Consider the following 12,353-nt stretch of genomic DNA (forward strand, 5'->3'; position numbering starts at 1 on the left):
ACATCCCCATGACAGAAAACACTTCATCCACCATGACCCCGCGCGAGATCGTGCAGGAACTCGACCGCCACATCGTCGGCCAGCAGGCTGCCAAGCGCGCGGTGGCCATCGCGCTGCGCAACCGCTGGCGCCGCATGCAGCTCGACGACGGCCTGCGCAACGAAGTGATGCCGAAGAACATCCTGCTGATCGGCCCGACCGGCGTCGGCAAGACCGAGATCGCGCGCCGCCTGGCGACCCTGGCCAACGCGCCGTTCGTGAAGGTCGAGGCCACGCGCTTCACCGAAGTCGGTTACGTGGGCAAGGACGTCGAGCAGATCGTCCGCGATCTGGCCGACACCGCGGTGAAGATGTACCGCGAGCAGGCCAAGGCGCGCATGCGCACCCAGGCCGAAGAGCGTGCGGAAGACCGCATCCTCGATGCACTGCTGCCGCGTCGCGAGGGCGCCGGCGGCGGGTTCGGCTTCGGCGCGAACACCGCCACCACCACCGTCGACATCGGCGCGGAACCGTCGTCGAAGGAATCCGAGACGCGGCAGAAGCTGCGTCGCCAGCTGCGCAATGGCGACCTGGACGAGCGCGAGATCGAACTTGAGCTCTCCGCCAACGTCGGCGTCGACATCATGACCCCGCCGGGCATGGAGGAGATGGGCCAGCAACTGCGCCAGATGTTCTCCAACCTGGGCGGCAGCAAGACCCACAAGCGCACCGTGACGATCAAGGCGGCGCGCCCGCAGCTGGTCGAAGAGGAAGCCGGCAAGCTGGTCAACGAGGACGACATCCGTGCGGCCGCGATCGAGGCCTGCGAGCAGCACGGCATCGTCTTCATCGACGAAATCGACAAGGTCGCCAAGCGCAGCGGCAACGTCGGCGGAGCCGATGTCAGCCGCGAGGGCGTGCAGCGCGACCTGCTGCCGCTGGTGGAGGGCAGCAACGTATCGACCAAGTACGGCACGGTGAAGACCGACCACATCCTGTTCATCGCCTCCGGCGCCTTCCATCTGGCCAAGCCGAGCGACCTGATCCCGGAGCTGCAGGGTCGTTTCCCGATCCGCGTCGAGCTGTCGGCACTGAGCAAGGACGACTTCATCCGCATCCTCACCGAGCCGAAGGCGGCGCTCAGCAAGCAGTACGTGGAGCTGATGAAGACCGAAGGCGTCGCGTTGCGTTTCAGCGATGATGCGATCGACCGTCTCGCCGAGATCGCCGCGCTGGTCAACGAGCGCCAGGAGAACATCGGCGCGCGCCGCCTGCATACGGTGCTGGAGCGCCTGCTGGACACGCTGAGCTACGAGGCGCCCGACCGCGATGGCCAGAGCGTGGTCATCGATCGAGCCTACGTCGATGCGCATCTCGGCGAACTGGTGCAGGACCCCGACCTGAGCCGCTACATCCTGTAACAACGTAGCGTGCGCCCTGCGCACGACCGCATGAACCCCTCGATACGCGGTCGTGCGCGCGGCGCACGCTACGCATGCGACAATCGCGGCCCGCTTCGCTTCCCGATCCGCCATGTCGACTCTGCCGCCGTGCCCCCAATGCCAGTCCGAGTACAGCTACGAGGACGGCGGCCACCTGGTGTGCCCGGAGTGCGGCCACGAATGGTCTGCCGATGCCGCCGTCGCCGGCGATGAAGCGCGCGTCATCAAGGACGCGAACGGCAACCTGCTGCAGGATGGCGACACCGTCACCGTCATCAAGGACCTGAAGGTGAAGGGTTCGTCGCTGGTGGTGAAGGTCGGCACCAAGGTCAAGAACATCCGCCTGGTCGACGGCGACCACGACATCGACTGCAAGATCGATGGCATCGGCGCGATGAAGCTCAAGTCGGAGTTCGTGCGCAAGGCCTGAGGCGAACCTCAGTCCTCGCCGATGTCCTCGTTCCACACCTCGGGATTGGCGCGGATGTAGTCGCCCAGCATGGTGATGCATTCCTCACTCTGCAGGTCGATGACGGTGACGCCGGACTCGCGCAGCCACTCGATGCCGCCCTGGAACGTGACCGACTCCCCCACGACCACCGTGCCGATGTTGAACTGGCGCACCAGCCCGCTGCAGTACCAGCAAGGGGCCAGCGTGGTGACCATGATGGTGTCGCGGTAGCGGCGCTGGCGGCCGGCCTTGCGGAAGGCATCGGTTTCGCCGTGCACGGAAGGGTCGCCTTCCTGGACGCGGCGGTTGTGGCCGCAGCCCAGCAGTCGGCCGTCCTGGTGGTAGAGCGCCGCGCCGATCGGGATGCCGCCTTCGGCCAGGCCCTGGCGGGCTTCGGCGATGGCGGTCTCGAGTAGGGCGCGATAGTCGGGCGTCGTGCTCATGGCGGCGTCGATCAGGGTGGTCGGGCGCGCAGCATCACATGGTGGAGAGTGTGATGCCACTCACGGCGTGCGTGCGCCGGACTGGTTAGAACACTCGACGTGCCGCGTGACGCGCACGGTGACCAGGGGAGTCGGGAGCGTGAAAAGGGGATTCAAGGACGTATCGCGCCGTACCGCCGGGTTGGCGGTGGGGTTCCTGCTGGGGTTGTCGCAGGCAGCGGGTGTGCAGGCGCAGACGATCGAGCAGGGGTTGTTGCAACTGGAGTGGGGCGACCCGCCGCGCGCTGCCGCAGGACAACCCCGGCTCGCGCCCCGCTTCAATGCCTCGTTGCTCAGGGACGACGGCAGCCGCATCGCGCTCGATCCCGCGCAGGCGAAGCTGGCCGCCGGCGATCTCTACGTACTGGCCAATCGCCGCGTCGCCGTGGCGTTCGCGCCGCAGGGTCGCGTGATGTCGTCCGCGCCCGCGATCCAGGCCATCGTGCCCGCGGACCGCGTCACCCAGTCCGCGCCGGTGCAGGGCGCCAGCGCGCGGGTGATGGCGGCCGCTCCCATCAGCGGGACCACGCGCTGGGTGACGTTGATGTGCAAGTTCAGCGACGTGGCAGAGGAGCAGAAGGACCAGGCGTTCTTCCAGTCGCAGTATGGCGAGGGCGTGGGCCAACTCGGGCACTACTGGCGCGAGGTGTCCTACAACAAGATCAACCTGACCGGCAGCACGGCACATGGTTGGTACGTGCTGCCGAGCCCGCGCTCGACCTACGTCACCATGGTCGACGGCAAGGAGAAGGCGGATCTGAACAAGCTGTTCGCCGACTGCGCGTCCGCGGCGCCGGCGACGCTCGACCTGAGTACGCCGGTCGGCATCAACATGATGTTCAATGGCCTGCTCGATGGTTATGCGTGGGGCGGACAGAGCTGCGCGACGGTGCGTGGCGTGCGCCTGTGCAAGCGGGTCACCTGGAACCCCCCCTGGTCCTTCGGCAACCTCGCGCCGCTGGCGCACGAAATGGGGCATGGCTACGGTTTGCCGCACTCGGACAATTCCGATGGGGACGACGACACCTACGACAATCCGTGGGACGTCATGAGCGATGGCTGGTCCAACGCGGTGGGCGATGCGACCTATGGCACGCGCCCCAAGCATATCAACATCTTCCAGCGAAACCGGTTGAGCTGGGTCGATGCGCCGCGCCAGCGGGTCGTCATGCTCGGCGACCTGGCCACCCGCGACATCACGCTGGACTATGCGCACCTGGCGGCGTCGGCGAACGTGCAGATGCTGGTGCTTTCGCTGTCGCCCCAGCCCGATCCCTATGCGACGGTGGTCTACACGCTGGAAGCTCGCAAGCGCGAGGGCACGTACGAGGGCAGGCTCGCCGGCGATGCGGTGATCATCCACAAGATCGAACGTTCCGGTACCGCCTACAGTGTCGATGCCGACGTGCCGCCGGCCAACCGCTCGAACAACGAAGGCTCGATGTTCAAGGTGGGCGAGCGCTGGGTCACGCCCGATGCTTCCTACGCGGTCATGATCAAGGCGCAGACCGCCACCGGCTTCGTGGTGACCGTCGGCCCCGCGCGGGTAACGGGGGGGCCATTGCCCGCGCTGGTCAAGCCCGCCACGGTGTCGGCGTCGTCGACACCCGCGTCCACCACCACGCCACCGGGGCGCGATGCCGCCGGGCGTGACGTGGCGCCCTCGCGATGCAGCGCGCGGCAGGGTGGAAGAACTGCCAACTGCAACGTGCGCGAGCGCTGACGCGTAGGGGTTTCCCCTACGCGATGCGGATATCCCCGACGCGGCGCGCGACGGCGTCGATCGACGAAAAGCGAAGGCGGTTCGCGCGCGAATGCTGACCTGCATCGCAGTTCGGAACATCCGCGCGAGAAACATGCGTTCGTGCGGTTCCGCGCCCTCAAGACCTCGTGATTCCCGCCGACACCCGACCATGGCGGCGTCATTTCGACCCGCTTCCATGAATGGGGTCGCGCGTGGTCACACACGGATCGGGCGACATCCGGCGAACGCGTTGCCGCGCACTGTTCGCCGTCGGAATGTCGATCATCGGATGCATCGTTCCGCATCTTCCGCTGCGTGCGGAGACGGTGGTGCAGGGAACGCTGCAGCTGCAGTGGGCGGATCCGCCGCGTGCATTGCCCGGTCGCGTCCAGGCGGTGCCGCACCTCGATGCGTGGCTCGACATGGGGCCCGGGCAGCGCCTGCGCCTGGACGTAGGACAGGCCAAGCGTGCGGCGGGCGACCTCTACGCGCTGGCCAACCGCCGCGTAGCGGTGTCGTACGCCACGCACGGCGACGTGGCTGCCGGCGCCAAGGTGATGGCGTCGGCCAGCGTCGCGCCGTCGATCAGCGCCATCGTGCCCACCGACACCCTGAAACCGCGTGCGCTCGCAGCCGGAGCCGACGGCCGCGTCATGGCGTCCGCGCCTATCCTGGGCGCGACGCGCTGGATCACGCTGATGTGCAAGTTCGCCGACATCGACGCCGAGCAGAAACCGCGCAGCTATTTCCAGGAACAGTACGGCACCGCGCCGGGCCAGCTGGGCCATTACTGGTCCGAAGTGTCGTACGGCCAGGTCAGCCTTGCCGGCAGTTCCGCGCATGGCTGGTACACGCTGCCGAAGCCGCGCTCCGCGTACCTGGCCGATGTCAATGGCAAGCAGAAGGCGCAGTTGTCCGAACTGTTCGCCGACTGTGCCGCGGCGGCCGATGCCGAGGTCGGGTTCGCGGGCATCCAGGGTGTCAACCTGATGTTCAACGGCGAGCTGGACGGCAATGCGTGGGGCGGCGGTGCCTGCACCACGCTGGACGGCGTCTACACGTGCACGCGCGTGACGTGGAGTCCGCCGTGGTCGTTCGCCAATCTCGCGCCGCTGGCGCACGAGATGGGGCACGGCTACGGACTGCCGCATTCCAACAATTCCGACGGCGACAGCGACACCTACGACAATCCCTGGGACGTGATGAGCGACGCGTGGCGCAATGCGACCAGCGACGCCACGTACGGTCTGCTGCCCAAGCACCCGAACATGTACCAGCGCGAGCGCCTCGGCTGGCTGCCCGCCGCGCGCAAGCGCGTCGTGGCTGCCGACAATCGCGACACGATGGAGTTCGTGCTGGATGCCGGCAGCGTGCTGAAGACGACCAACACGCAGCTGGTGGTGCTGGCCCTGCCTGCGCAGCCCGACCCCTACAGGACGGTCATCTACACGCTGGAGGCGCGCCGCCGTACCGGCACGTACGAGGCCAAGCTGGCGGGCGATGCCGTGATCATCCACAAGCTGGAAGACTACGGCATCGCCTACAGCGTCGATCGCGATACGCCGGCGGCCAACTATTCCAGCAACGAAGGATCGATGCTGAAGGTCGGTGGACGCTGGAATACGCCCGATGAACTGCACTGGGTGGAAGTGGTCTCCGCCACGGCCGACGGCTTCGTCGTGCGGATCGGGCCGAAGCCGCGCTCGATGAGTTCGCCGGCGCCGGTGCTGGTGCGTCCCGCGACGGTCGCAGCGTCCTCGCCGCCGGCGTCGCGTCCGGCACCGTCGGTCCCCACCCCGGCCGCGCGCGCGGCGACCCCGCCTCGCCGGCGCGCCTGCGACGCGCTGCCGTCGTTGTTGCGCGTGGCGCCCCTGTGCACCTGGATGGAACGCTGAGCCACGCGCGATCGCGCAACCGGGTGGGGCGCGCTGCACCGCCGCGTCGTGCGTGGGCGGCCGACGGCGGGTAGTGCGATAATCCGGCCATGAGCGAATCCCCCTACGAACGCGGTACCACCCATTTCGGCTTCCGCGACGTCGCCGCCAAGGACAAGCAGAAGCTGGTGGGCGAAGTCTTCACGTCGGTCGCCGGCAAGTACGACCTGATGAACGACCTGATGAGCCTCGGCATCCATCGGGTGTGGAAGCGCTACTTCGTCAGCACCTGCCAGGTGAAGCGCGGCGACCGCGTGCTCGACCTTGCGGGTGGCACGGGCGACATCGCGGCGTTGCTGAAGGATCGGGTGGGCGATACCGGCCAGATCATCCTGGGCGACATCAACGCCGGCATGTTGTCGGTGGGCCGCGACCGCATGACCGATCGCGGCGTGGTGCAGGGGCTGGAGTACGTGCAGTGCAACGCGGAAGCGCTGCCCTTCCCCGATGCGAGTTTCGACCTGGTCACCATCGCCTTCGGGCTGCGCAACGTGACCGACAAGGAAGCGGCGCTGCGCGACATGTACCGCGTGCTGAAGATCGGCGGGCAGGCGCGGGTGCTCGAGTTCTCCGAAGTCACTGTCGACTGGTTCAAGCCGGTCTACGATTTCCACTCGTTCAAGGTGCTGCCGAAGCTGGGGCAGTTGTTCGCGCAGGACGCCGGCAGTTACCAGTACCTCGCCGAGAGCATCCGCAAGCACCCGCCGCAGGCCGAGCTGCAGGGCATGATGGATGCGGCCGGCTTCGCGCGGACCGGTTACAAGAACCTGTCCGCAGGCATCGTGGCCATCCATACCGGCTACAAGGTCTGAAAAAGGCGCCGAGCGCTCTGCAGAAGAGCCGCATGGGCGCGATGCTTTTCCGTCACCCCGATCGAGGGCATTGCGGGCATGGCCCGCTCCTGCAAGGCGCCACGGAGCGGGCGCCCGACGGCCAACGGCAAGGCAGCCCCGGCCCGGCGCGGTAAACTAGGCACTTCCCCCGTATCGCTGGAAGTCCCCTGATGCGTTCTCTGGCTTTGCTGTTGTCCTGCGCCGCCGTGCTGGCGGCCGGTTGTTCCAAGGAACCCGAACCCGCCCCCGTGGCCGCCACGCCCAAGCCCGCCGCCGCTGCGCCCGTCGACCACGACGAGCACTCCTACGCCGAGCCGCAGAAAGTGGCCATCGACGACCTGGCGCTGGACATCGCGGTCGATTTCGACGCCAAGACCATCGGCGGGACCGCCACCTACACGCTGGACTGGAAGGACAAGGCGGCCACCCGGCTGGTGCTGGATACGCGCGACCTGACCGTCGCGAAGGTCGAGGGCGAGGCCAATGGCGCCTGGGCGCCGCTGCAGTACGCCCTGGCCCCGAAGGACGCGGTGCTGGGCAGCAAGCTGACCATCGAAACGCCGGCCCGCAACGCGAAGGTCCGCGTCACCTACACCAGTTCGCCGGAGGCCTCGGGCCTGCAGTGGCTGACGCCGGAGATGACCGAGGGCAAGCAGCTGCCCTTCATGTTCAGCCAGTCGCAGCAGATCCATGCACGCAGCTGGGTGCCGCTGCAGGACACCCCGCAGGTGCGCTACACCTACAGCGCGCACGTGACCTCGCGCCCGGACGTGATGGTGCTGATGAGCGCCGACAACGATCCGGCCGCGGCGCGTGATGGCGACTACACCTTCAAGATGCCGCAGAAGATCCCGTCGTACCTGATGGCGATCGCCGCCGGCGACCTGGTCTTCAAGCCGATCTCCGCGCGCAGCGGCGTGTGGGCCGAGCCGGCGATGGTCGACAAGGCCACGAAGGAGTTCGAAGACACCGAGAAGATGATCGCCGCCACCGAGCAGCTGTACGGCCCCTACCGCTGGGACCGCTACGACATGCTGGTGCTGCCGCCGTCGTTCCCGTACGGCGGCATGGAAAACCCGCGCCTGAGCTTCATCACCCCGACCGTGATCGTCGGCGACAAGACGCTGGTCTCGCTGATCGCGCACGAGCTGGCGCACAGCTGGTCGGGCAACCTGGTGACGTTCTCCAGCGCCAAGCATGGCTGGCTCAACGAAGGCTTCACTAGCTACGTCGAGAACCGCATCGTCGAAGCGCTGTACGGCAAGGAGACGTCCAGCATGGAGTACTCCATCGCCCGCAACAGCCTGAAGAAGGAAATCGGCACGATGCCGGAGGCGACGCAGTCGCTGGCGGTCAAGCCGGGCACGACGCTGGATGCGGATGATGCACTCAGCGCGGTCTCGTACGACAAGGGCGCCTGGTTCCTGCAGTTCCTCGAGGAGCGCTTCGGTCGCCAGGAGTTCGACGCCTTCCTGCGCGGCTACTTCGACCACTTCGCATTCCAGAGCATCACCACCGAGCAGTTCCTCGACTACGCGAAGAAGAACCTGTTCGACAAGCATCCCAACCTGGTCACCGATGCCGAAATCCAGGCGTGGGTGTACGGCACGGGCATTCCGGCCAACGCACCGCAGGTGCAGTCGCGCGGCTTCTCCAACACCGATACCGCGCGCATCGCCTGGCAGGGCAGCGGCCAACTGCCCAATCCCCAGCTGACCAGCGGATGGGTCACCCAGCAATGGGTGCATTTCCTCGAAGGCATGGGCGAGAAGCTGACCGTCGAACAGCTCAAGCAGTTGGACGACGCCTACCACTTCACTGGCACCGCCAACGGCGAGATCGCGATGCGCTGGTACCCGCTGACCATCCGCAGCGGCTACGTCGAGGCGCGTCCGGAGATCGCCCGGTTCATCGAGCGCGTGGGACGTCGCAAGCTGATCATGCCGATCTACGAGGAGCTGGTGAAGACGCCCGAAGGCTTGGCGCTGGCCAAGGAGAGCTTCGCGCGTGCCAGGCCGGGGTACCACCCGATCACGACCGGATCGGTCGAGGCCTTGCTGGCGAAGGCTTCCGCGGCGCCCTGACGCATGAGGCGTCGCGTGCCCCGCGCATGGACGGCCGCCCTGGGGGTGGCCGTTCTTGTTTGTGCGCTGGCGCTGTGGACGTGGCGCGATCCGATGGCACCGCTGCGCGTGGGCATGGCCGCGGAGGGATGGTGGATCGGGCTGTCCGAGCATCGCGTCGTGGTCGGCGACCACCGCTGGGCGTACGACGAACGGGAGGCGAAGGCACCTGCAGCGCCCACCGTGGTGATGGTGCATGGGTTCACCGGCAGCAAGGAGAACTGGTATCCGCTGGCGGAGCGGTTGGGCGGCCACTACCGCCTGGTCATTCCCGATCTGCCGGGGTGGGGCGAAAGCCAGCGACGGGACGGTGCCGATTACGGTTTCAAGGCGCAGGCCGCGCGACTGGCGGCATTTCTGCGGGAGATCCGCCGCGATGGCAGTCCGATCGTGCTGCTGGGGCATTCGATGGGCGGTGGCATCGTCGCGATCACCGCGGCCGATCATCCTGACCTCGTGGCGCGGCTCGGCCTGATCGACGCGGCGGGCGTGCGGTTCAAGGACAACACGTTCGGTATCGACGTGCTGGCGGGCGGGAATCCTTTCGCGGTCCACGATGCGGCATCGCTGCAGCGCTATCTGGACACGGTCTTCCACGACCGCACTACGCAACCCGCCATTCCCTGGCCCGCCTCGCAGGCGGTGATCGACTGGCGCATCGCACAGGCGCCGTTCGAACAGCGCGTGCTCGACCGCATAGGGCGCAGCGACGAGCGCTTCCTGCCCGGCGAGCGTGCGGCGCTGATCCGCCAGCCCGCCCTGTTGCTGTGGTGCCGGCAGGACCGCGTGATCGATCCCAGCGCGATGGTCCTTTACGCCGCAAAGATGCCGCAGGCGATCCAGGTTTCACTGGACGGTTGCGGCCATATGTCCATCATGGAAAAACCCGACGACGTGGCGGCCGCGGTCGCCCTGTTGATCCAGCGAGGCATCTCCCGATGAAGAAGAACACGACATCCCTCCTGTTGCTGGCCCTCACGTGTGCGCTGGCGACGTCCGGTTGCGGCGACCGCGAGGCCGAACGCGCCGCCGCGGCGGCGGCCGAGGCCGCCGCCGTCGAGCAGCAGGCGGACGAACTGGCGAAGAAGTACGACAGCGCCGTGGCCGCCAGCGACTGGGACATGGCGCGCATCCACGGCGTCGCACTCGTCGACCAGTATCCGCAGAGCGCCGCCGCCGCACGCATCGGGCCCTCGCTGGCCGAGGTGAAAGCCAAGGCCGAGGGCGCGCGCGAGCAGCGGCGGATGGAGATGCTGTGGGACTACTCGCAGGTCGCGGCCGACGGCGGCACCCAGCGCTCCGCTTCCATCCTGAGCAAGGAGCCCGTCGACGTGGACGGCAGCGGCGCCAAGCCGGTGCAACTGGTGTTCCGCGACCATCCCAAGTGGAAGCGCAGCAGCTACCTGGTGCTGCAGGCCAGCGACTTCGCCAAGGCGTGCTACGGCCGCTGCCAGGTCACGGTGATCGCGGATGCCGCCGCACCGAAGCGGATGTCGGCCAATCGGCCCGACACCGACGAAGCCATCGCGATGTTCATCGACGACAACAAGGCGCTGTGGCGCCTCGCGCGCAAGACCCGGGTCCTTGAGATCGAGTTTCCCGTGAAGGATGGCGGCACGCGCAAGGCCGTGTTCGAGACCGGCGGGCTGGATGGCAGCCAGGTGCCCGGGTGGGACTGAGGGATCGGGAGGGCGGCCATCGTCGGAGCCGCCGGACGCGATCGCGACGCGCCGAGCTTCGCGGCCGTCGCCAGGCAGGCGCGCTGCCCGCTAGGCGACCACCCGGTTCCTTCCCATCGCTTTCGCGCGATACAGCGCGACATCGGCCTGGCTGAGCAGTTGTTCCAGTCCCGCGATGCGTGCCGGCCCCGAGGCGACGCCGACGCTGACGGTGATGTCGAGAAGGCGGCCATCCTCGAGCGGAATGGGATCGCTCGCCAGCCGGCGCAGGCGTTCGGCGACGACGCACGCGGCCGTGGCGTCCACGCCCGGCAACAGCACGGCGAATTCCTCGCCGCCGAATCGTCCGAACAGACCGTCCTCGCGCAGGTGGTCGCGCATCCGGGCGGCGAACGTCCTCAGCACCGCGTCCCCCGCCGCGTGGCCGTGGCGATCGTTGACCGATTTGAAGTGGTCGATGTCCAGCATCATCGCGACGACCGTGCCGCCGCTCTGCTGCACCTGTTCCGCCAGTTCCAGGCCTCGTCGCAGGAAGGCGCTGCGGTTGAGCACGCCGGTCAACGCGTCGTGGTCGGCGGCATGGTTCAGCGTGGCCAGCAAGCGGTTGCGCGCCGCGTTCACGCTGGCCACGGTGAGCGGCGCCACCGCCAGCAGCGCCATGCCCATGCGCAGCGAGATGACCGGCTGCACGCTGGCATCCTGCAGCTGCAGGTCGATCCAGCCGGTGGCGATGGCGATCAGCGTCCACATGCACAGCAACGCCGTGACGAGCGCGGTGGTGAACAGCCGGTAGGCCAGGGCGCACCACAGCAGCGCGGGCACGGGAAAGGCGATCGCGCCGGGGCCGCCGACGGCTACGCCCAGCACCAGCGCCAGTGCCAGCGCGGCGAGCGGCAGGAGCAGCCGGGGGTGTGACCGCGCGCGGACCAGCGCGGCACGCAATTCGCGCCAGGCGCCCGCAGGCGAGGGCGCCAGCAGGATCACCGGCAACAGCGCCACGTAGCTGACCAGTTCGGCGGAAAACCAGAACCCGCTGGCCGTCAGGAACCCCATCCGCATCATCGCGTGCGAGCCCAGGCTGCCCGCCAGGCTCGCGCCCAGCGCCGCCACGGCCGAGACCGCCAGTACCCACAGCATCGACAGCGGATGCCGCAGCTGACGGTCGTCGTGGCGCACATGCCGGAGCAGCAGGTAGCCGGCCAGCACGCCGGCCAGATTGGCCGCGGTCAGTCGCAGCGTGGTGGGCAGGGAGGTGCCGGTCAGCAGGTCCGCCGCCACGTAGCCCAGCGCGGCGGCCGCCCAGCCGGCGGGTGACGCCAGCGCGGGCCGTCGCGCGAACAGCCCCAGCAGCAGGGCATTGGTCGGCCAGAAGGTGGCGAGCTGCTGTTCGGGGCGGGTCAGGATGCCCAGGCCACTGGCCAGGAAGACCACGCTCGCCACGAGCAGCGCCTGTGATGCGAGGCGGCGGAAAGTGAGCCATGCAGGTACATGGATGTCATGCGGATCCGGTTGCCGATGCTGCGCGACCATGCTGCCCCTGCCCGTTGCCGACTGCGCGGGGCATGGCCGTGCGACCCCGTCCCCGGCCTTACCTTACGTCACAAACGTGGGGGCGTGGGACCCCGGGGTCCAGGCCAGCGTTTCCCGCCTGGCGCGCTGACGGAAGGCCGGACGCGCGGCGCGTGC

The 12,353-nt window shown here is 68.1% G+C and carries 10 protein-coding genes; 8 read left to right on the forward strand and 2 right to left on the reverse strand.

Going from position 1 to position 12,353, the window contains the following annotated elements:
- The first annotated feature begins 8 nt into the window (after positions 1-8).
- Positions 9-1,400, forward strand: a complete 1,392-nt coding sequence (gene hslU, locus Q0907_RS10530) for an ATP-dependent protease ATPase subunit HslU (RefSeq protein WP_299344322.1) — start codon at positions 9-11, stop codon at positions 1,398-1,400.
- Positions 1,401-1,512: 112 nt separating this feature from the next.
- Entirely contained in the window at positions 1,513-1,851 is a 339-nt protein-coding gene (locus Q0907_RS10535) for a zinc ribbon domain-containing protein YjdM (protein WP_299344325.1), read from the forward strand.
- Between the two features lie 8 nt (positions 1,852-1,859).
- On the opposite strand, the gene Q0907_RS10540 is transcribed toward Q0907_RS10535, so the two are convergent.
- On the reverse strand, positions 1,860-2,315 hold the full coding sequence (locus Q0907_RS10540; protein WP_299344328.1) for a nucleoside deaminase: 456 nt from the start codon (positions 2,313-2,315) through the stop codon (positions 1,860-1,862).
- Positions 2,316-2,454: 139 nt separating this feature from the next.
- Here Q0907_RS10540 and Q0907_RS10545 point away from each other — a divergent pair, with 139 nt between their 5' ends.
- From Q0907_RS10545 to Q0907_RS10570, 6 genes are all read left to right on the forward strand, one after another.
- Entirely contained in the window at positions 2,455-4,077 is a 1,623-nt protein-coding gene (locus Q0907_RS10545) for a hypothetical protein (protein ID WP_299344331.1), read from the forward strand.
- 296 nt (positions 4,078-4,373) lie between these two features.
- Positions 4,374-5,993 (forward strand): hypothetical protein, encoded by a 1,620-nt coding sequence (locus Q0907_RS10550; protein ID WP_299344334.1) that lies wholly within the window; start codon positions 4,374-4,376, stop codon positions 5,991-5,993.
- 89 nt (positions 5,994-6,082) lie between these two features.
- Positions 6,083-6,844 (forward strand): bifunctional demethylmenaquinone methyltransferase/2-methoxy-6-polyprenyl-1,4-benzoquinol methylase UbiE, encoded by a 762-nt coding sequence (ubiE, locus tag Q0907_RS10555; protein ID WP_296279245.1) that lies wholly within the window; start codon positions 6,083-6,085, stop codon positions 6,842-6,844.
- A gap of 191 nt (positions 6,845-7,035) precedes the next feature.
- On the forward strand, positions 7,036-8,949 hold the full coding sequence (locus tag Q0907_RS10560; protein ID WP_299344337.1) for a M1 family metallopeptidase: 1,914 nt from the start codon (positions 7,036-7,038) through the stop codon (positions 8,947-8,949).
- 15 nt (positions 8,950-8,964) lie between these two features.
- The gene (locus Q0907_RS10565) at positions 8,965-9,930 is read left to right on the forward strand and encodes an alpha/beta hydrolase (RefSeq protein WP_299344340.1); all 966 of its coding nucleotides are present in this window, start codon (positions 8,965-8,967) and stop codon (positions 9,928-9,930) included.
- Positions 9,927-10,667: a hypothetical protein gene (locus tag Q0907_RS10570; protein ID WP_299344343.1), complete on the forward strand. Its 741-nt coding sequence runs from the start codon at positions 9,927-9,929 to the stop codon at positions 10,665-10,667. The genes Q0907_RS10565 and Q0907_RS10570 overlap by 4 nt, the downstream gene beginning before the upstream one ends.
- A gap of 90 nt (positions 10,668-10,757) precedes the next feature.
- On the opposite strand, the gene Q0907_RS10575 is transcribed toward Q0907_RS10570, so the two are convergent.
- Positions 10,758-12,197, reverse strand: coding sequence for a diguanylate cyclase (locus Q0907_RS10575; RefSeq protein WP_299344346.1), 1,440 nt, complete (start codon positions 12,195-12,197; stop codon positions 10,758-10,760).
- Positions 12,198-12,353: the final 156 nt, after the last annotated feature.

This window comes from uncultured Pseudoxanthomonas sp., assembly GCF_947498795.1.
In the GTDB taxonomy this organism is placed as follows: domain Bacteria; phylum Pseudomonadota; class Gammaproteobacteria; order Xanthomonadales; family Xanthomonadaceae; genus Pseudoxanthomonas_A.

Excerpts from the sequence above, each read along its gene's own strand:
- Q0907_RS10570 (WP_299344343.1), top strand. The coding sequence starts at position 9,927 with ATGAAGAAGAACACGACATCCCTCCTGTTGCTGGCCCTCACGTGTGCG.
- Q0907_RS10535 (WP_299344325.1), top strand. The coding sequence starts at position 1,513 with ATGTCGACTCTGCCGCCGTGCCCCCAATGCCAGTCCGAGTACAGCTAC.
- ubiE (WP_296279245.1), top strand. The coding sequence starts at position 6,083 with ATGAGCGAATCCCCCTACGAACGCGGTACCACCCATTTCGGCTTCCGC.
- Q0907_RS10540 (WP_299344328.1), bottom strand. The coding sequence starts at position 2,315 with ATGAGCACGACGCCCGACTATCGCGCCCTACTCGAGACCGCCATCGCC.
- Q0907_RS10550 (WP_299344334.1), top strand. The coding sequence starts at position 4,374 with ATGTCGATCATCGGATGCATCGTTCCGCATCTTCCGCTGCGTGCGGAG.
- Q0907_RS10560 (WP_299344337.1), top strand. The coding sequence starts at position 7,036 with ATGCGTTCTCTGGCTTTGCTGTTGTCCTGCGCCGCCGTGCTGGCGGCC.
- hslU (WP_299344322.1), top strand. The coding sequence starts at position 9 with ATGACAGAAAACACTTCATCCACCATGACCCCGCGCGAGATCGTGCAG.
- Q0907_RS10575 (WP_299344346.1), bottom strand. The coding sequence starts at position 12,197 with ATGGTCGCGCAGCATCGGCAACCGGATCCGCATGACATCCATGTACCT.